This window comes from Caldicellulosiruptor sp. F32 (assembly GCF_000404025.1).
In the GTDB taxonomy this organism is placed as follows: Bacteria; Bacillota; Thermoanaerobacteria; order Caldicellulosiruptorales; family Caldicellulosiruptoraceae; genus Caldicellulosiruptor; species Caldicellulosiruptor saccharolyticus.
Window position 1 is genome coordinate 72,371 of record NZ_APGP01000117.1, and the last position, 20,450, is coordinate 92,820.

Genomic DNA, 20,450 nt, shown 5'->3' on the forward strand with positions numbered 1-20,450 from the left:
ATTATACCCCTTTATTTGAAGCAAGTAAAGCTTATTGAAATCGATTATCTATCATCACTTTTTCACCATTTAATTCCTTTTCAGCTGGGCAATAATACAATCACCTTTGTTCCCTTTCCAATGCTACTTTCAATTGAAATATTGCCACCATGTGCTTCAACTATCCATTTTACAATTGATAACCCCAAGCCGCTGCCACCTGCAGTTCTGCTTCGAACTTTGTCAACCCTGTAAAATCTGTCAAATACTTTTGGTATCTCCTCTTGGGGTATGCCAATGCCATTATCTTCAATAACTATCTTTACTTTATTAAAAATTTTTGTAGCTGATATTTCAATAGTACCCATATGATGTGTGAATTTAACACTATTATCAACTATTGCTCTTAACATTTGTTTTATTAACTTTCTGTCAGCAAAAATATTTATTTGCTCTTTTATGTTATAACTCAACTTGCGGTCTTGGCACAAAAGCTCTGTTTCTTTAATAACCTCTTTTATCAGCTCATTAAGACTAAAAACTTCTTTTTGAAGTTTTATAACCCCACTATCCCCTCTTGCCAAAAATAATAATCTTTCTACAAGTTCTGTCATATATTTAACTTCATTCTTTATTGCGTCTGTAGACTCTTGTAAAACCTCTTTATCATTTTTTCCCCATCTATCTATTAAGTTTATATATCCATTTATAACAGATAAAGGAGTCCTCAGCTCATGTGATGCGTCTGATACAAATTGGTTTTGCTTTTCAAACGAAATCTTCAATCTTTCAATCATCTCATTAAAAGTTTTTGCAAGATTAGTAAGTTCATCGTCAACCTCGCCTACATCAATTTTTACATTCAAATCTGTTGCAGTAATTCTTTTTGCAGTATTTGTTATCTCTTGAATAGGTCTCAGTATTTTTTGGCTGATAGAAAATCCTGTAATAACTGATGTTATCATTCCAATAGCATCGGCAACAAGTAACAGTATGAACAATAGTTTAAGAAATAAGTATTCTCTATTCATATTTTTGGCTACTTGAACATATCCAATAATCTTGCCATTATTAAAGATGACAAAATTCTTAACTATCAAGTGGTTCTCTTCATTTTCAACTACCATAACGCGATTAGGATTTGAGATTATATTAACATGAGGATCAAAATTTCTTGAATGGTTTAAAATTCTACCACTGCTGTCTGCTATCTTTATGTTAATATCACTATTTATTACTGCATCATTTATAAGTTCTTCGTCATAAATGTCTTTTTGTTCTTCACCTATTCCCAGTATCTTGTTTTCTATATTTTTACCAATAGCATTAACTTGGCTTATAGCTTGCTCACGAAGATAAAATCTCACTCCATATAAAACTAAGAAGTTTAACAATATAACCATTACTGAAAACACTACGGCATATGTAAATGTAATTCTCCAAGAAATCTTTCTGAACCTTAAAATGTTAATCTTCATTTTCTTTCTCCTCACATTTATATCCAACTCCTCTTACTGTGTGAATGAGTTTTGTTTTAAAACCATCATCTATTTTGCTACGCAGATATCTGATATATACATCCACCACATTTGTATCGCCCATATAGCTATACCCCCAGACATTTTCCAATATTTGTTCTCGGGTTAGAACAATTCCTTTGTTTCTTACTAAATACTCAAGCAAATCATATTCTCTTTTGGTAAGCTCAATTATTCTACCAGCCCTTATAACAATCCGTTTGGATGTATCAATAGTCAAATCACCAATACTAAGAACTTCACGAATTATATTCAACTGTTTGCTTTTTCTCAAAGCTGCCCTTATTCTTGCCAATAATTCTTCTATTGCAAATGGCTTTGTGACATAGTCATCTGCTCCACTGTCTAAGCCCATCACTTTATCTGGAATATCATCCTTTGCTGTAACCATAATAATAGGGACATTAGAATACTGCCTTACTTTTCTGCAAACTTCAATGCCATTTATGCCAGGCAACATAATATCCAAGAGTATCAAATCTGGATGTATCTCTTCAACTTTTTTAAGTCCTTCTATGCCATCATAGCACACATATACATCGTAGCCTTCATGTTTTAATTCTAATTCGATAAATCGAGCTATTTGTTTTTCATCTTCTATTATCAAAATTTTGTATGATGGCATTTGTAATCTCCCCCCTAAAATTCTTCTTTGAAGATATTTTACCGCAGATTTATCAGCCTATGAAATACACAGCCCTTGACAAGAAAAGCTGCCCACAAATCACTCGGGGCAGCCTGCTTTGTTTAAAAACTTTGATATTTGCAAATCCCAAATTTTTATTAATCTTATTGTTCATTTTCTACTTCTTGATTGTCTGTGTCATGTCCATTGTCTTCATCCTTTTGTTCCTCTTGCTGGGAATTACCATTTTCAACACCTACAATCTTGCCATTGCTTGCATCAACTTTGATATTCAAAACCTTGCCTGATTTGTCAGTTATTCTAACTTCGTAGATAATCAGACCATTTTCATCACCAATATCAATTTTCTGAATAGTGCTGCCAGGATATGCCGATTTAACAATATTCTCCACTTCATTTTTTGAAATCTTTGCTTTGGTAATTAGATCGCTCTCATCATTTTCTTCGTCAGCTTTTTCTACGTCATTGTCTGTTGGGCTGTCTACATTTTGACTATCATCGGCTCTTTCAATATCATTGTCTTTTGGATTATCTACATTCTTCCCTTCTGATGAATTATAATTTTGATTCTGAGCTTGTGTTACCTGATTTTTAACAAGACTATCTTGTTTGGTAAAACTTGCAATAGAGTGTGAATTTGCATATCCTATTACAAAGCTCAAGACAAAAGCTACTGCAAGCAATGGCACCACAAATTTTTTAATTTGCTTCAACATGTTTTATCTACCCCTTACATTTTTATTCGAGCAGCTGCTCGTGAGAATAATTATGTAGGAGGATAATTAGAAGATTATTATAAACAGATTAAAATTTGATTAGAAAAATAAATTGTTCAAATATTAACTTTTAGCTTCTCTACAATCCTATCCACAATCCTCTCCTGATACCCAGCAAGCTGAAGCTCCTTCATCTTCTGGCAGACGCTTTGAAGCTGTTCACTTTTTACATTCTTTAACATCTCTAAGCGCCTTTCATCAATCTTATTTTCAGACAGTGCCAAAAGATAGTGGTTTTCATCCATACAAAGTGGCCTTGCACCAAAGTTTTGAATTACTTTGTCTGCAATCAAAAGCCCTTCTGGGTCAAAGTCGCCTGAGTACAGCAAAGGTATATTTGTCTTCGCAATACTTCCAATGATTATTTTTGCTGATAACCTCAGGTGCCCATTTGTGCAGACAACAGAAATAGTTGGTACTCTTTGCACAATTGCAGAAAATACAGCAGGGTTTTCAACAACCACAAGCTTATTTGAGTATGCAAAAAATCCTCTATAATCCTTTATAGTATAAAGTGGCAAAATTAGTGGTTTCTTTTGATTGCTAAAGCATTTGAGCCCCTCATCCTCTTTTCCCTCTTCATTATATCCACCAATGTTATACACCAAGCACCAGTTTGAAAGCTCATCAATCAAGATGTTGTTTTCGTAAAGTAGTTCTGATTTTTCCTCTGCATTTTGTGGAAACTCTCTACCGTTTATAATACTCAAAAGCCTTAAAAATATCTTTCCTGCATCTTGCTCATCATCAAAAAAGTGAGGGTTGCCTGTAACCCTTGTTGTAAAAATAGCCAAAGTCTCAGGACTTTGTGGTCTTTTTAAAATCGCTTCTATGACCTTTTTCGTCATCTCTAAAAACTCTTTTTGTGAATACTTTTTGTAAAAGCTCTCAAATGATTTGAAATTTTCTCTAAAAGCATTTAAAACATGTGCGGCAATTTCATCACCGTCAAAATGTGCTGATAAACTTTCAAAAAAGTTCAATACCCTTTCATTTTCCAGCTCTTTTTCTTCTTTTTTGGTAATAACCTCTTTTTTCAAAACAGCTGACAAGATGCTTTTAAAATCAAGCCTTGAGAACTTAGTGTCCTGAAACTTTGTCACGGCAAAGTCTTTCACATCAATGACAACCTTCTCGCCTCTCAAAACCTTTCTAAGATACCGTGACAAAGCCTCTTTTTCCTCTTCAGACGGATTTTCCAGAATAATCTTGCCAGAAAATCTCCCCAAAGACCTATACTTCCTATGAATAAGCTCCAGCGCTCGCTTAAATCCTGGCTGTGAAAAGTACTCTACACACTCATCGAAAATCTTATCTTTTGTCATACCTCAACCAACACCTTCTTGTACCCGTTCCAGATATACTTTACTTTTAGAACAGATGGCTGATTGTTTTCTCTCAAAAGCTCATATATACAAAGTCCTGGCACTGTTTTGTAATCTCCCCACAAAACCTGAGAGTTCATTATATAGTCAAATTCAAGCTTTTCAATCAAATCAAACATATTTTCAATGTTGTTCTCATCAACACCAGCAAACGCCTCATCAAGCGCAATTATCCGCGGCGCAAAGTTTGCAGCACTTTGGTATTTAGCACAGAGTGCTGCCAAAAGTGGAACATAGATGGAAAGTGCTTTCTCACCACCAGAGAACTTGTCAAATGCATTGTTTGTAAGCTCTTTTCTGCTTTCCCCTACCTTTTGATAGTAGAGCCTGAACTCAAACCACTGCCTGTAATCAAGAATCTCTTTGATTATCTCATAGAGCGTTGCAAAGTTTTCTGGGTTGTCTTGGTACTTTTTTGCCTTTTCTATGCGCGACCTAAAATGCATTGCAATCTTGTTTCTGTCTTCATCTGTTGCAGCAAGAGGGTCTTTGCTCAAAAGCTTTACCAGCTCATGGGTGGAAAGCTCATCCTCTGCCTCTTGCCTTTTCTGTTCCCAAGAGAGCCGGAATGTAAGACCACTTGATGTAGACAAATTTGCCATAAGCTCGTTCATCCTCTTAACCCAGTCCTGAGCAAGCATGATTTTTCTTGAAATCTTAAAGCCTATGTTCTTTGCCAAAACCTCTTCAAAAAGCTCTCTTTCGCTCTCTGTTATCAAGTTCTTTTTCTCAGCAATCTCTGCTTCAATTTCATCTATAAACTGGTAAAGTGAAAGAAATCTTCCCTCTTTTCTGCAAGTCCACAAATACCTTTTGTAGGTTGTCTTGTCGTCCTTCCAATCAACAAGGTTTGCTCCAAACTCTGCAAGCTGAATCTGTGTTGTGTAATGGATGGATATAAGCCTCTGAAGTATCGAAGAAAAATCTTTCTGAGAATACTCTTTTAGCTCATTTTCCTTTGACCTTGCAAACTCTAAAAGCTTTTGATCATCTTCAAATTCTATCCCTTTGAAAACAAAACCAAATCCAAGCTCTATCTTAAATGCGTCCAAGGCTAATTTATATTCACTTTCAATTGACTGCAGCTCCTGTTTTGAAAATTCAAGCTTTTGCTCAGCTGCTGCTTTTTGGGAAGTCACCTCAAAAAGCTCTTCATTAATTTTTTTTCTCTCAGCTGGTATGTTCTCAAGCCGCTCAAATGCTCTTCTTTGCTCATCAAAAAGTTTTTGCGCATCCTCGCTCGAAAGCCTTTTTTCAATCTCCTCTTTCTGAAGTTTTAAAACCTCTAACTTTTCAGAAATCCTGTGAACATCGTCATTTAAAGTATCTACACTTTCTCTTATCTGTTCATATAACCTGTTTAGGCTCTGGTACGTCCTTTCAACTTCCTGCTTGTGTAGCGCCTCAGTCTCAAGACGCAAAAGTAAGCTCGACAGCGTATTTGCGTCTTGTTTTGCCTTTGCAAAAACTTCTTTTGAAGATGGCAGTGATAGCTTTGTTGCAATCAGTGAAATTTCATATTTCAGCAGATTTTGCTTATTTGTCAGCTCTTTTATTCTCTCTTCAAGAGCTTCAATCTCAATCTGAAGCTTTGAAATATTTTTCTCAACCCCATCTATCATGTCAAAGGCAGTGTCTAAGTCTGCAGATGTTGGAAAGTTTTTCTTCTCAAGCTCTAAAACCTCAAGCTGGGATTTTAGAAAATTAGCCTCGGCTTTCTTTTCTTCCAACTCTTTTGTAAGATTTTGTATCTCCTCTTCAAGCTGCAAAATTAGCATTTGTTTGTACCTTCGCCTGTTTTCAATACCTATATATCTTGCCTGTTCATGTGTGGTTGTCTTCCCTTTTAATATGCCATTTCCAAACCGCCCATCTTCGCACACATATATTCCATCATCTACAGGATTTATATGGATACTGTCAATTACAGCTGCAACCTCATTAATCAAACCTTCTGCGTTTTCAAAGTTTGCAACCTCAAGATACTCATTTAATGTGTGAGAAAAATATGCCGGCTTTGGAAAAAGCACAACTTCCTTTTCATCTTCCGAAAGTTCATCAATTTCATTTTTGTACTTTTCTGGCACAATGAGAGCATTTAAAATTCCAAGCTCAAAAAGTGCATCTTCAATCACAGCTTTTAAGTTCTCATCTATCCCCGGTTTAAAGTCAACTGCCATGTAAAAAGGTACAAACGGTACACCTTTTTCTAAAAGTCTTTGTCTTACCTTTTTTTGTTTCTCTGAAGATGGTATAAACTCGTCTTTTTGGCTTTGAATCTCCTCAATCTTTTTCTTTTTGTCTTTAATTCTCTCTTTGAGTAGATTCATTTCAAACTCGAGCTTGCGCAAGTTATCTGAGATTGACAAATAATGTCTGCTATACACATCATTTAAAATCTTCTTTATACCTTCATACTCGCCTTTTTGCGATATTGTGTTTATCAGCTGAAACATCAAAGTTATATCATCAAACTCTGCTTTTAAAACCTGGTTTTGGTCAAAATAGCTCTTGATCTTGCTTTTTAGAAGATTTTTGGCATCTTCAAGTTGAAGAATTAAAAGATTTAACTCATCTTGGTACTTTTGAAGCTCATTTTTGCTATGGTCAAGTTTTCTTAGCTGAATATCTAAGTCCTTTTGCACATCTTGCAACGTATCATAATTTTTAAGAGCTTTTTCTACCTCAGCTATTGATTTGGCCAGTTCATTCTTAATAATGTCTAAGCTTTTTTGCTCACCTTTCTCAAAAATATCAAGTACATCCGAAAACCTTTGCATATTCAAACTTTCAAGTAGCTTTTTGCTCTGCTGAATATAGTCTTTTATCAGATTCTGAGAATTTAAAAGCTGGTGTTTTGTGCGCTTGATGTCAGCATCTGCCTGAGAGAGCCTTTGCATGTGGTCATTTAAACTTGAAAGTTTTAAAGTTTTCTGATTTTCTAAATCTTCAATTTCAGCATTTAGCTCAACATACCTCTGCTGAAGCTTAAATATATCACTTTCTTTTATACTCTCAAGCCTAAACTTCAGCGCCTGTTCTTCCTTTTCAATACTATCAAGACTATTTCTCAGCTTTAATTCCATATCTGTAAGTTTTTGAACGTCACCTGAGAGCATTTCATATTCTTTTGTGGCTTTTGTCAGTTTTTTATGTGATTCAAGCAGCTGAGAAATTCTTTGGTACATCAAAAATCTGTTGTACTCATCATATGCTTTTTTTATCTTTTCAAGGCAAGATTGGATTGTCTCTAAGTTTTTAAGCTCTGTCTGGATTTTGTCCATGTTTTCAATCGACTCTGAAAGGCTACGAAGGTCACTTTCTGACAGTGCAGGAAGCGACTCTTGCAAAATACCGCATATCCTGTCTGGCTTTATATCCCTTGAAAGTTTTGGCGCTCTTACACGGATTATCAAATCTATCAAGTTCTCAAAGTCTTCCACGTTTTCAAACCCAAACAGGATCTTGTTTACCTCTTGCATATAATCTCTTCTGCTTGTGAAGACCTTGCCACCACTGCCAATCAGGTTCTCAAACTTTCTTCTTGTGAGTGGAATCTTCTGTCCGTTAATCTTTTCATAGAAGAATATGTCAATCCCAAACCTTCTGTTGTCTGTCAAGACAAAATACCAGCAGTCAACACCTGAGCCTCTTTTTGCTCTCATACCCATCCCTATTGAAACAAATATGTTTTCCTTTTTGAACTCCAAAAAAAGGTATGCTGTTGACTCATTCTTCCCTGAGATATCCTGCTCGCCTAAGACATAGTCCTCAAGCTTTCTTGCATTTGACCCGAAAGAGTCAAGCCTGGATGGATGATAGTTGCCGTCTAAAAGAAGGGTTATGAAACTCTGCATTGTGACAGACTTTCCAGAACCGTTTGGGCCGCGAATCAGCATCCTGCCGTCGTAAAAATCAAAATATTCCTCATCATAGTACCAGTAGTTAAAAACACCCGCTCGGGAAAGCACCCACCTGTGTTCTTTGCTCATCTTGAATCAAAAAACCTCCATCTTGTTCTTTTTTTCAAAACGCTTTTTCTTTAAATACTCTTTTAAATACTCTCTTCAGCTTCATCTAAAACTTGGTACTCGCCGACCACTTTAAGATATATTGGATAGATTACAACAAATCCGTCTTCTTGCAGTTTTGCAAATCCAAGTTCATACAAAAACTTCAAAAACTCGTCAAACACTTTCTCAAGGCTTTTTTCTCGCCATTCTTTGTTCCAAAAATTTTTGTACTGTTTTTGCACATCTTCCAAAATGGACTTTAAAGAGGTTACGTGAATCTCCAAGGTTTCATTTGTAGGGTGAAGACTGTATTCACCCTTTTCTATCTTTGATAAAAGCATGCTTGCAACCAAAAGAAGAATGTCGCATAGGTTGCTATCGTCAGGATAGGTATTTTTATAATTCTCGCTAATAGCCAAAAACGCAAAAGACTTGAATATATGAAAACTTGCCTCTGGCAGATGTTTTTCAAGCTCTGATGTAATGTTAACCTTTTGACGTTTTATATACAAAAGCTCATCCTCATTCTCAAAATTAACACTGCCATCAACAACAAGCCCTCTGTACGCCCTAATCCTTTTGATATCTGATATGGGCTGTGAAATTCCATTTGTAAACTCAAATTCACTATTTAAAATCTCCTGCCAGCTGCTGTACTCAGTAATACTCTTGGGAAATATTCTCATAAAATATCGCGAAATTCCTGTCGACTCGTAAAGCACCTCTGCCTCACTATTTTCCGCAAACTCTTCCTGGTTCCCATCATCAATTCTTATCATCCTCATCTTTTCACAAAACTTAAGCACTCTGATTAGGGAGCGTCTGTTTGAGTAAAGCGTCCAATCAATCTCTTCATCTGGAAAGTTCATTCTGATATATTCTGTGATGTTGGAAAGCAAAAACTGGTCTTCTGGACCTTTGTCTTCTAAAAAGGCAAGGACAAGGCACAAAAACGCATAGTCTCGCGGCTGTTCAAAATCAAGTACTCCCATACACTCTTTGGGCATAAGCGGCACTTTTTCAAGTTTTACCATGTTTGAGGTTGTTATAAATTTTAAACCCAAGTTTTTTGCAATAAACTCTCTTGTTTCCTTGTCAAGATTTTTTAGCCTGTAAAATGTCTCACTATCCTCTTCTTTCAATATCCAAAAATTTTCAAGAAGCTTCAAAAGATCACCCATATTTTTACTCTTCCTTCTTTGCAAAGTTTTTGTTTACTCATCAACAAACTCAAGGACATACGCTGGCATGTCCATCTTGCCATCAGTGCACTCTAAGATACACCTTTTATCATCTTGGGGTCTTATGACTCTAAACTTTTTGCCAGAGTCAGTGTTTGCCACTTTGCTGCTAAGTCCTCGTGACAGCCACACAAAAAGCCTTTTTCTGACCTCTGGTGTAATCCTTGGAAGCCTTTCAAACTCTATTTTGTTCCCTTTAAGGAGGCTTTGCAAAAGCTCATTTTCTTCTTCAATCTTCTTTTTGTACTCTTCAAACCTCTTCTTCTTTTCTTCAGAAAACTCGCTTGCAGGAACTACTTTGATCTTCTCTCTAATTAATCTTCCTCGTGATTTTAAAGGCACTTTAAAACTTGGAAGGTCAAGAATGCTAATAGCTGTTGACTCGGTGGCTCTTGGAAAGTCGCCTGTGATATATTTTGGACACATTACACCAAATACAACAGCAGACAACTTATGACACTCTGATATGTCAAGATTTGAAAACAATTTTGCTAAATGCTTATACTCCTCTGTCCTGTTTACTTTAAGTGTTGAGGACTCTGAAAGCCTTGCTGCATAACTTGAAACCTTTCTAATTATCTGCTGAATCTGCTCAAGAAGTCTTTCTGCCTGCCCGTTTGGACTGACAAACCAGTCTTTTATATTCTGCCATCTGCTTTTGATATACCCTTCTATTGTGCCGCCATCTCTGAATATATTTTTGGGATGTTCTTTTTCTGCCTGAATTATGTACATCAAAAGCTCATCCACCTTGAACTGTGGCAGGTTCAAAAAAAGAGTCCTTATCCTTGGCAGATAACCTTGGAACATGTCATGAAAATTGTAAAGGTAATGTACAAGTTTTGATTTATATTCTAAAAACTTTTCTTTTATCATTAGACTTTCATATTCAGAGGATGTCAGCATAGAAATGTACTCTGTATAGCTTCTTTCTATCTCCTCAAATGCACCTGTTAGCTCATCCCACCAATCAACTGCCTGTTCTTGTGGGGCTTTTAAGACAATATCAATCTTTAGCAAAAGCTCATATATCTTTTCTATGTGTTTTGGGTTTAGCTCTGCTTTTGTTTCCTGTGAATTTTCAAGCTCAAACAAAAACCTTTCTATCCTAAGTCCAATTGAGGTAAGCTCGTACAAAAACCTCTTGTTTTTGAACTCTTGCAAGGTGGCTGTTTTAGAGGTATCTTGAGTGGATTTGAGATTACCCCAGTCAACAAGGCTTTTGAGGTCTTGCTCGCACATCTCTTCTGTGTAGTCAGAAAAGTTTGGAAGAGTTTTTAAAAAGCTGTATATCTCGTCCTTTGTCAGCCTGTTTTTGTACTGCATGTGATTTAAAAAGCAAAACCTCATAATAGCCCTGTATCTTTCTGCATTCGATTCAGTGAGATATTTAAACTGTTTTACCTGCTGTAGAGGGAGAATTAAAAATTGGGACATATTTCCCATCTCGTCCTTGTTGAAAATTTTTGATTTACTTTATTATATCACAAATACCATCACTAAAACAAAAATGCCCTTTCTGGCAACCAAGAGATTTACAATTTCCTCTGCCAAAAAGGGCTTTTTATCTTTCATTGGCTAAATTTTAACTTGCACTGGGAAGAGCCTTTTTAAGCCTGCTTATCTCAACCTCGTGTCTTCCAAGGATTTCATAAAAGACCTCAACGTTTACTCTCTTCTCTTTCAGCTCTTTTACATCCTCTTTTAGAGTTCTGACATCATCTGAAAGTCTTCTCACTGCAAGCTCAACTATTGAAATTCTGTCGTCTATATATTTTTTCAGCTCTTCATGTTCACGCTTGTCCTGCTCAAAGTGAGCCTGCTGGATTTCTGCCATAAGCTCAAGTTTTCTCTTGAGGTCTTCAAGCATAACAGAGTTCTTGGTTGTCTCAACCTCAAGCTTGTCAACACGTTGCTCAAGAATTCCTATTCTCTGTTCTAAACTTTCGACCCTTTGCTCTAAACTATCAACCCTTTTTTCAAGCGCTTCAAGCCTCTGCTCTACTCTGTCAAGCCGCTCTTCAACTCTGTCAAGTCGCTGTTTTACCTCATCTAAGCCTTCATTTATGGTATTAACCCTTTCCAGAACAAGACTTAGCATTTGTTTTATCTCATCCATCCTTTTACATCTCCTTGAGCTGAATTTTAAATTATTATATACAAATATCTCTCAATTGTAAATTAGGAAATATTGTACTGGTTGTATTTTGTGACTAAAACTATTACTTCTGGCTTCACAATGGTACGAAGCTTATTTCAAAATCAACATAGCATCTCCAAAACTGAAAAATCTATAACGCTGCTCAACAGCTATTTTGTATGCATTCATTATTCGCTCATACCCGCCAAATGCACAAACAAGCATCATCAAGGTTGTATCCGGAAGATGAAAGTTTGTAACAAGCCCATCTAAAATTTTAAACTCATAACCTGGGTAGATGAAGATATCTGTCCATCCTTTTTGTGCTTTTACCAAGCCTTTTTCAACTGCTGCTGACTCCAAAACCCTGCACGATGTTGTCCCCACTGCAATTACTCTTTTGCCAAGCCTTTTTGCCTCATTTATTCTCTCTGCCACATCTTCAGATATCTCATAATACTCCTCATGCATCTTGTGCTCTACGATATTCTCAACCTTTACAGGTTTAAAAGTTCCAAGCCCAACGTGCAGTGTCACATACAAAATCTCAACACCCTTTTTTGATATTTTGCTAAGGAGCTCTTCTGTAAAGTGAAGACCTGCAGTCGGTGCTGCAGCAGACCCCGGCACTTTGCTGTACACTGTCTGGTATCTTTCTACATTTTCAAGCTTTTCTTTGATATAAGGTGGAAGTGGAATCTCCCCAAGGCTTTCTAAAATATCTTCAAATACACCTTCATACTCAAACCTGACAATTCGTGTGCCCTCATCTTGGTTTACATGAAGAACCTCGGCCTTCAGTCTTCCATCTCCAAATACAAATCTTCTTCCTTTTCGCGCTTTCTTGCCTGGGCGGGTCATAACCTCCCATGTATCTATGCTGAGTCTTTTTACAAGCAAAAACTCAATAAAACTGCCTGTGTCCTCACGCTGGCCTATCAAACGTGCTGGAATTACCTTTGAGTTGTTAAGAACCAAGCAATCACCTTCATTTAAATACTCTATAATATCGCGAAATATCCTGTGATCTATCCTGCCATCTGGATGAATTACCATAAGCCTCGAAGAGTCGCGCGGCTCTATAGGTTTTTGTGCTATTAGTTCTTCTGGCAAGTCATAGTGAAAGTCACTTAATTTCCACTTTCTCATCTTTTCTCGATTTCAACCCCTGTGTAATAGTGTTTTATAATCTGTTTATAGTTATACCCACTGTCAGCAAGGCCTTTTGCACCCCACTGGCTCATACCAACTCCATGTCCCCAACCTTTGCCGTTGAACGTGTACGTTGTAGGAATGATTGGTACCTCTTCCACTGTACCATCTTCTTTTACAACCTTTACTGTAGAAGCTGCTGATACACTGCCGCCTGTCCCAGAGCTCAAGCGTGTTTCATCACCTGAATAAATAGCATCATATACAGCTGAAAAAACATCATTCTTTGCAGAAGAATAAATACTGCTATCAACAGTCTGCCCAAGGGTTATTTTCCTATTTAACACACTTTCACCATTTTCAGTAAGAATCTTATTGTTACCAATCCTTGTTCGCTTTACTTTGCCATTTTCATCTACAACATTGACATCTGCATCTGTTACGATTGTATATGCCTGGCTATAAAGTCCAAACAAAAGCCTTGTTGCTTCTTTCTGGCACTCGTACTCACCAGCTGTTCCAACAATTTTGAGCCTTAATACCCTTCCAGCCTTTGTATACTCTAAGACTTTTATATCCAATATATCCCCTACATCAATATTTTTCTTCTTCAGCATGTTTTTTATCTCATCTCTGGTAAACTGGAAGGTCCATGATGACTTTGAATTTTTCGCCTCTTTTGAGTTATCAACAGACCTCAAATACTCAACAGGATACATCCACACATTTTCAGAATCTTCTGTTGGAATCCCACCTGTTGATGAAAAGTACACAGCATCAATTGGTTTGCCTTTATATGTTATTATCTCGCCTCTTGTTGCGTCAACAGCTAAAATTGCCCTCTTTTCACCATACGTTCCATCAACCGCCCCACCATACACTTGGCAATGGTCTGTAGGGCACAGGTCAAACCCTAAAGCGCCATGTCTGTTTAAATTCCTCACAGCATATGTCCTTGCAATAACTGCAAACGCTTTAACAGCCTCTATGTTCCAAAGCGGGTCTATCTCCATCCTTATAACACCATATAAGTACTCTTCCAATTTTGAAACGTTTATAACAGTCATATCACTGCCCTTTATGCGCTTAAACTCAACTCTTCCTCGATACCACCTGTTGTCAATCTTTATCCTCTCTATACCATTTTCCTGTTGTGGAATGAGCATTAAAAATTTACTGTTTTGCCCATCAAAAGCAAAAAGAACTTTTCCTTTTTCATCCTTCACAAGCACCATTGTTTCAGAGGAATAAAGGGTTGCCCTTTTAAGTTTTGATTGGAGCTTTTTAGCCTCCTGAAGATTGCTAAAACTGCCAATTAGCACAGAGTATCCATTGTTTATATAACCCACAAAAGCATCTTTATATGCACCCAAATAGTCTTTTAGAGCATTCTTTGCAGTAGCATAGGATATATACCTGCCTACTGCAATGTGTATGTTTGCTCCTTCTTTGCCATCTTTTTTGTATACGTCCTTTGAAACAATTAAAGTATCTTTCTGAGTATTGGCAACTGTGATAAAGTTTTTATCATCAGAAATTCCTATGTAAAGTCCGCCTTTTGCATAGATTTTTGTTTCAACCACAGGCCTTGAGCTACCATACTTGTCAGCATAGTATATTCCTATTCTTATCCACTGTGGGATTTGAGTTTGCGAAAATGTGGGTAATATATTAACTGAAAGAAAAACAAAGATAATTAATAAAGCGACCCCGCAGCAAGCTTTCTTTTTCAACTTCAGTCTCTCCCTAATGTTTTGATTTTGAAATTTGAACTTATTATTTTATTGTACCAAAAACCCTCTTGTTAGTCTATTGTAAAAGGAATATAATTTAATCTATGAATTTTATAGACTAATAATTTGGGTGGAGGGGCAAAAAATTGTATATCATAGTGGTTGGGTGCGGGAAGGTCGGGTCCACTTTAGCAAAGTCGCTTTCTGATGAAGGACATGATGTTGTTGTCATAGACTCTGATGCTAAAAACTTTGAACGGCTTGGCCCTGACTTTAATGGCATGAAAATTCAGGGTGTTGTGATTGACGAGGATGTGCTAAAACAGGCAGGGATTGAAAGAGCAGATGCACTGGCAGCAGTAACACCTGATGATAGTACAAATATTATGACAGCCCAGATAGCAGAAGAGATTTATCAAGTTCCAAAAGTGATTGCAAGAATTTATGATCCGCTGCGGGAAGATATTTTCCACTCGCTTGGCCTTGAGACAATCTGTCCAACAACCTTGGTTGTTGAGTACATCAAATCAATCTTGCTTTCACGTGAGATTCGTCATAAGCACAGGTTTGGCAAAGATGATGTGTTTTTCAAATATGTCACACCAAAAAGAGATGATGTGGGAAAAGGCTTAGATAAGATAGTTTTGCCTGAAAACTGTTATCTTTTTGGTATAATCCGAAATGAACATTTTTACTTTAAGAATAAGAACATAAAACTCCAGGAAAATGATATTATGGTAATTGCTGAGAAGAAGGTGAATCAATGAGAGTTGTCATTGTTGGTGGTGGAAAGGTAGGATATTTTTTGACAAAGCTCTTGGTCGAAAGCGGAAAATATCACATAACTGTGATTGAGGAGCAGCCAGAGCTTTGCAGAAAAGTTGCTGAAGAGTTTTCAAATGTAACTGCGATAGAAGGAGACGGCACATCTTTGGATACACTTTCTGATGCAAAGGTTCATAAGTGTGACTTTTTTATTGCCGTCACAGGAAAGGATGAAGACAACCTAATAGCGTGTCAGCTTGCAAAAAGAGTGTTTGAGGTCAAAAGAACAATTGCAAGGGCCAACAATCCAAAAAATATCAATGTAATGAAGCGGCTTGGAGTGGACAATGTTATATCATCAACAGATATCATTGCAAAGATTATAGAGCATGAAGTGGAGATAGAGCCTTTATCTGTTCTTGCAACACTCAAAAATGGTGAAATCATAGTGTTCCAGACAGTTGTGCAGAAAAATTCACCCGCTGCATACAAAAAGATTGCAGAAGTTCCATTCCCGAAAGAGAGTATAATAGGCGCTATAATAAGAGAGAATGAGACATTTGTACCCTCTGGTGACAGTGTAATTCTCCCTGGAGATACTCTTTTGGTCATCATCAATGAAAGGGATAGGGACCAATTTAAAAAGCTTATTTCTTCAAAATAATGAGGTGACGAAGAATTGAAAAAGAAAAGAGATATCAAAAAAATTACATTAGGTGTCTTGACAGAAATTGGCCTTGTATTGGGATTTATCGCAGTTGGTTTCATTGGCTCACTGTTAGTTTACTTGATACTTTGAAGCTTAAAAAGTGAGGAGATAAACAAGCGATGGACAAGTCTGTTTTCAAAAGCGACCATATAGAGCTAAGACATGTCCTTTACATGACAGGAAAGACACTGAGTGCAATTGGGCTTGTTGAGATAATTGCAGTTATTACATCTTTGTTATACAAAGAATGGAATATGGCTTTTAATTTAATGATTGGTACAGGACTATTTTTTGTGTTGAGTTTTATTTTTATTTTCATCGGAAGAGACACAAAAGACCAGAGGTTTTCATGGGGCGCAGGAATGAGCATGGTAGGGCTAACATGGGCACTGGGTGGATTGATTTCAGCCATACCACCTTATCTCTCAGGTCATTTTGCTTCGTATTTAGATGCATTTTTTGAAGTGATGAGTGGATATACAACAACCGGCCTTGTTTTAATCCAAGACCTTGACCATGCACCAATGGGGCTTAATATGTGGCGACACTTAATCACATATATTGGCGGACAAGGCATGGTGCTCATGACCTTGAGCTTTTTAGCATCAGGTATGCGCGGGCTTTTAAAAGTTTACATGGGCGAGGCAAGAGATGAGCAAATCTTCCCAAATGTCATTCACACTGCAAGAATAATCTGGTTTGTAAGCCTTTTGTATTTGGTTCTGGGCACAACGGCACTTACAATAACCGGGGTTTTAATTGGCTTGCCACTGGATATGGCATTTTTCAGGGGTCTTTGGATGTTTTTGGGCGGCTGGGACACAGCCGGGTTTGCACCTCAATCTCAAAATGCAATGTATTTTCATAGCACATCATATGAAATTATTAGTATGATGATAATGCTCTTAGGAACAATAAACTTTGCTCTGCACTATTTTATTCTGAGCGGAAATTACAAAGAAGGAATCAGAAATGCTGAGATAAAAAGCTTGTTTGTGACAATAACATCCCTAAGCGTTTTAGGAATAATTGCTCTCAAGGCAGTTTATTCAACACCAATTATTGCTTTTAGAAAGGTGTTTTACCACTTTGTATCTGCTCACACAGGCACAGGTTTTGCAACACTTTATTCACAGCAGTTTTTCTATGAGTGGTCAGATGCTGCTATTATACTCATTGTAATAGCAATGCTTGCAGGTGGGTCTGTGTGCTCAACTGCAGGTGGTATTAAAGCACTCAGAATTGCAATTTTAGCCAATGCTCTTGTGAATGATATTAAAAAAATGATTCGACCAGATTCTGCTGTTGTTGTTGAGAAATTTCATCATTTAAAAGAGGTGGCTTTACAAGACAGGCATGTGAGAAATGCATCTATCATTGTCCTTTTGTACATTGTAACATTTACTATTGGCACTTTGGCTGGCACTTTTTATGGATATCCTCTAAAACAGGCAATGTTTGAGTCTGCCTCAGCGCTTGGCAATGTTGGACTCTCAAGCGGGATTACCCAACCTTCCATGCCAGATGGTTTAAAAGTGATTTACATTTTTATGATGTGGGTGGGAAGGCTTGAGTTTATGTCTGTAATAGCTCTTTTTGCATTCTTATTTAAAGAAGCAAGGGAAGGATAGAAAAGAAGATGATGAGAAAATCTTGGATTGTGTTAGTTATAATTCTTATTGGATTTTTGATAAAGCTCCTTCAAGAAACTGCATCTGCAAAACCCATTGATAGCAACACTCTCATTAACAACGCTTTTAAATATGATGGCAAAGTTGTTGAGTTTCAAGGCGAAGCGATTGGCGAGATAATGAAAAGAGGAGATTTTGCGTGGGTCAATATTCATGATGGTCAAAATGCCATCGGAATTTTTATGAGATATGAAGATGCAAAGAAAATAAAATATTTGGGAAGATACCGAGTAAAAGGAGATATTGTTTATGTAAAAGGCATTTTTAATAGAGCTTGCAAAGAACACGGCGGTGATTTGGACTTACACGCACAAAAGGTTGAGATTGTAAAAAGAGGGTATAAAATAGATGAGAGAATTGACAGGACAAGAGCAGTTTTAGGAATAGGAATTTTTCTTATCGGAAGTTTTCTTATGTGGATTGTGTTTAGAAATAAATGGTAAAGATAAAGTAGAACCTCCCTTTTGGAGTTTGAGCATAAACTTTTTGTCCAAAAGGGAGGGTAAAATAGATAAACAGCTATTTATATGCTTTAAAGGTATTAAACAAGTAAATCTTTTTTGTTGAATATTTTCAACGAAGTTGACAAAAATATAACAATATATCCAAATAAAATCAAAATGCTTACAAATGGTGTCATTATAGATACCATAACATTTGTTGCAATATTATTTTCTAAAATATCTAATGGGTTTAGATAGGTGTAAAGTAAAATTGCTTTTAAAAAATTTATTTTAGAAACTGCTTGTGAAATAGGAGAGACTATAAAATATATACCGTATACCATCAAGAAGCTCAAAGTATTTGCAGTTGAATTGCTTTTGCTAATTGCTGAAATAAAAAAGCTAAGCGCACAGCAAGCAGTTATGATTAAGAGCTGTAAAAGCAATGCATATATCAAGAATTTTCCTAATGGCACTATATAAGTACTACCATATATTGGTATCAACTCTAAACCGTGTTTTCTGTATCTTGTGCCAACAGTAATCGGATATTTTAAATCTATAAAACCATATAATAATCCTGTTATTATAAACACCAAAATTTCTGAAATTATCACAAGCGCTGAACACACAATAGTTGCAGAAATAAACTTGGAAAGAGCTATTTTAAATCTGCTTATGGGTCTTGTCACTAATAAACTTATTGTTTTTTGAGATATTTCATTTGACACAATGTCTGAAGCAAAGATAAAAACTATAAACGGTAGAAGAAAAATTATCAATCCTAAAAATATGTTCATAACCGTCCAGTTATTGATTTGCCACAAAGTATAAGGTTTTATGCTTTTCTTTAAACAGTATTCATACTCTAATATTTGCTCCCTATAGTATTCTTTTGAATCCAGCAAACTCAAATCAGTAGCTTCTTTCATTGATTTTTTGAGCTTATCCAGTTGATTTTTAACATCTTTTTTCCAGTCTGTTGATTTCATAGAGATTTTTAAATTATCTATATAAGCCTGACTTTGTAATATTTGCTCATCTATCTTTTGCTTTTTGATAGGGTCTTTTGTTTTCATTCTCTCTTTTTTTAAATTAGCTATCTTTTGCTGTGTAATTTTTATCTCATTTTCAGGAGATGTTGCCTTTATAATTGCAATTGTACCCCATACACCTACAACAGAGAAAATTAAAATAACAGCAAGTCCAATTAGTATTTTTTTTCTGTAAAACATTTTTATAATTTCATTCTTAATAAGATCTTTCATTGCTCAACACCTCACCACTATAAATTTTTAAATACACACTTTCCAAATTCTCAGTCTTTTCATAAAAATCACGAACAGACACATTATTTTGAAACAAAAAATTGAGAAAATCCATCTTTTTATCTCCCAGAAGCTCCACCTCAATTTTGTCGCCATCAGTACTCACTACTTTTACCTGATTAAACTTCTCAATAATCTTGGTAATTTGTGAAACTTCTAAACTATCCGGGTTCAAAACAACAACAAATCTCTTGCATCCATTTTCTTCTTTCTGCGCTAACTCCTTTACCATCTCAATCTTCCCATCTTTAATAAATATCACTTTCTCACAGATTTCTTCTATTTCATTAAGGTTGTGGGATGAGATAAAAATGGTCGTCTTCTTGTTTTTCGAAAGACTTCTCAATAGCTTCCTTAGCTCAATTATTCCTGAAGGGTCAAGACCGTTTGTTGGCTCATCTAAGATAAGAAGTTTTGGTTCTGTCAAAATTGCCATTGCCAATGCCAGTCTCTGTTTCATGCCAAGTGAATATTTTTTAGCCTTTTGTTTCAAAGCATAATCAATTCCCACAAATTTAGCTGCTTCATAAATCTTTTCCTTACCAATTCTATAAATTCGCGCAATTTGAGCCATGTTCTCAAAACCGGTTAAAAATTCATAAACCTCTGGTTTTTCAACGATACAGCCTACATACCTCATTGCATTTAAAGGCTCTTTAACAACATCATGCCCAAAAATCTTGATTTGGCCATCTGTTGGTCGTATAAGCCCTGTCATCATTTTAATTGTTGTTGTCTTGCCAGCTCCATTTGGCCCCACAAAGCCTACAGTTTCACCCTCATCAATATCAAAAGAAACTCCTTTTATCACTTCTTTTTTCCCAAATCTTTTGTAAACAGAAATGACCTCAACTGCTTTTGACATTTTCTAAATACACCTCCACTCGTATAATATGATTATCAAATCACTT

General features: G+C 36.3%; 16 protein-coding genes. 4 read left to right on the top strand and 12 right to left on the bottom strand.

Annotation, left to right across the window (positions count from 1 at the left end):
• Positions 1-80: 80 nt before the first annotated feature.
• The 10 genes from H964_RS10735 to H964_RS10780 form a co-directional block, all read right to left on the bottom strand.
• The gene (locus H964_RS10735) at positions 81-1,457 is read right to left on the bottom strand and encodes a HAMP domain-containing sensor histidine kinase (RefSeq protein WP_039767542.1); all 1,377 of its coding nucleotides are present in this window, start codon (positions 1,455-1,457) and stop codon (positions 81-83) included.
• Entirely contained in the window at positions 1,447-2,142 is a 696-nt protein-coding gene (locus H964_RS10740) for a response regulator transcription factor (protein WP_039767544.1), read from the bottom strand. Before H964_RS10740 ends, H964_RS10735 begins: the two co-directional genes overlap by 11 nt.
• 164 nt (positions 2,143-2,306) lie before the next feature.
• Positions 2,307-2,879 (bottom strand): PepSY domain-containing protein, encoded by a 573-nt coding sequence (locus H964_RS10745; protein ID WP_083931530.1) that lies wholly within the window; start codon positions 2,877-2,879, stop codon positions 2,307-2,309.
• A gap of 116 nt (positions 2,880-2,995) precedes the next feature.
• Complete coding sequence (locus H964_RS10750; RefSeq protein ID WP_039767546.1) at positions 2,996-4,264, bottom strand: TIGR02679 domain-containing protein; 1,269 nt, start codon at positions 4,262-4,264, stop codon at positions 2,996-2,998.
• Complete coding sequence (locus tag H964_RS10755; protein WP_039767548.1) at positions 4,261-8,316, bottom strand: TIGR02680 family protein; 4,056 nt, start codon at positions 8,314-8,316, stop codon at positions 4,261-4,263. The genes H964_RS10750 and H964_RS10755 overlap by 4 nt, the downstream gene beginning before the upstream one ends.
• Before the next feature lie 62 nt (positions 8,317-8,378).
• A complete protein-coding gene (locus H964_RS10760; RefSeq protein ID WP_039767550.1) occupies positions 8,379-9,518 on the bottom strand; it encodes a TIGR02678 family protein in 1,140 nt (379 codons plus the stop codon).
• 33 nt (positions 9,519-9,551) lie between these two features.
• On the bottom strand, positions 9,552-11,015 hold the full coding sequence (locus H964_RS10765; protein ID WP_039767552.1) for a TIGR02677 family protein: 1,464 nt from the start codon (positions 11,013-11,015) through the stop codon (positions 9,552-9,554).
• Positions 11,016-11,163: 148 nt separating this feature from the next.
• Positions 11,164-11,697: a hypothetical protein gene (locus H964_RS10770; protein WP_039767554.1), complete on the bottom strand. Its 534-nt coding sequence runs from the start codon at positions 11,695-11,697 to the stop codon at positions 11,164-11,166.
• A gap of 132 nt (positions 11,698-11,829) precedes the next feature.
• Positions 11,830-12,867 (bottom strand): tRNA preQ1(34) S-adenosylmethionine ribosyltransferase-isomerase QueA, encoded by a 1,038-nt coding sequence (queA, locus tag H964_RS10775; protein ID WP_039767556.1) that lies wholly within the window; start codon positions 12,865-12,867, stop codon positions 11,830-11,832.
• Positions 12,864-14,603: a SpoIID/LytB domain-containing protein gene (locus H964_RS10780; RefSeq protein ID WP_039767558.1), complete on the bottom strand. Its 1,740-nt coding sequence runs from the start codon at positions 14,601-14,603 to the stop codon at positions 12,864-12,866. The genes queA and H964_RS10780 overlap by 4 nt, the downstream gene beginning before the upstream one ends.
• 146 nt (positions 14,604-14,749) lie before the next feature.
• On the opposite strand from H964_RS10780, the gene H964_RS10785 reads away from it, so the two are divergent.
• The 4 genes from H964_RS10785 to H964_RS10800 all read left to right on the top strand — a co-directional run bounded on the left by H964_RS10785 (position 14,750) and on the right by H964_RS10800 (position 18,211).
• Entirely contained in the window at positions 14,750-15,370 is a 621-nt protein-coding gene (locus H964_RS10785) for a potassium channel family protein (protein ID WP_039767560.1), read from the top strand.
• Positions 15,367-16,032 (top strand): potassium channel family protein, encoded by a 666-nt coding sequence (locus H964_RS10790; protein WP_039767562.1) that lies wholly within the window; start codon positions 15,367-15,369, stop codon positions 16,030-16,032. The genes H964_RS10785 and H964_RS10790 overlap by 4 nt, the downstream gene beginning before the upstream one ends.
• A gap of 164 nt (positions 16,033-16,196) precedes the next feature.
• Positions 16,197-17,708, top strand: a complete 1,512-nt coding sequence (locus tag H964_RS10795; RefSeq protein WP_039767565.1) for a TrkH family potassium uptake protein — start codon at positions 16,197-16,199, stop codon at positions 17,706-17,708.
• Between the two features lie 8 nt (positions 17,709-17,716).
• Positions 17,717-18,211: a DNA-binding protein gene (locus H964_RS10800; protein ID WP_156823687.1), complete on the top strand. Its 495-nt coding sequence runs from the start codon at positions 17,717-17,719 to the stop codon at positions 18,209-18,211.
• A gap of 98 nt (positions 18,212-18,309) precedes the next feature.
• On the opposite strand, the gene H964_RS10805 is transcribed toward H964_RS10800, so the two are convergent.
• Both H964_RS10805 and H964_RS10810 read right to left on the bottom strand, forming a co-directional pair.
• The gene (locus H964_RS10805) at positions 18,310-19,479 is read right to left on the bottom strand and encodes an ABC transporter permease (protein WP_039767567.1); all 1,170 of its coding nucleotides are present in this window, start codon (positions 19,477-19,479) and stop codon (positions 18,310-18,312) included.
• Positions 19,463-20,404 carry an ABC transporter ATP-binding protein gene (locus H964_RS10810; RefSeq protein WP_039767569.1) on the bottom strand — a complete coding sequence of 314 codons (942 nt, stop codon included), beginning with the start codon at positions 20,402-20,404 and terminating at the stop codon, positions 19,463-19,465. The genes H964_RS10805 and H964_RS10810 overlap by 17 nt, the downstream gene beginning before the upstream one ends.
• Positions 20,405-20,450: the final 46 nt, after the last annotated feature.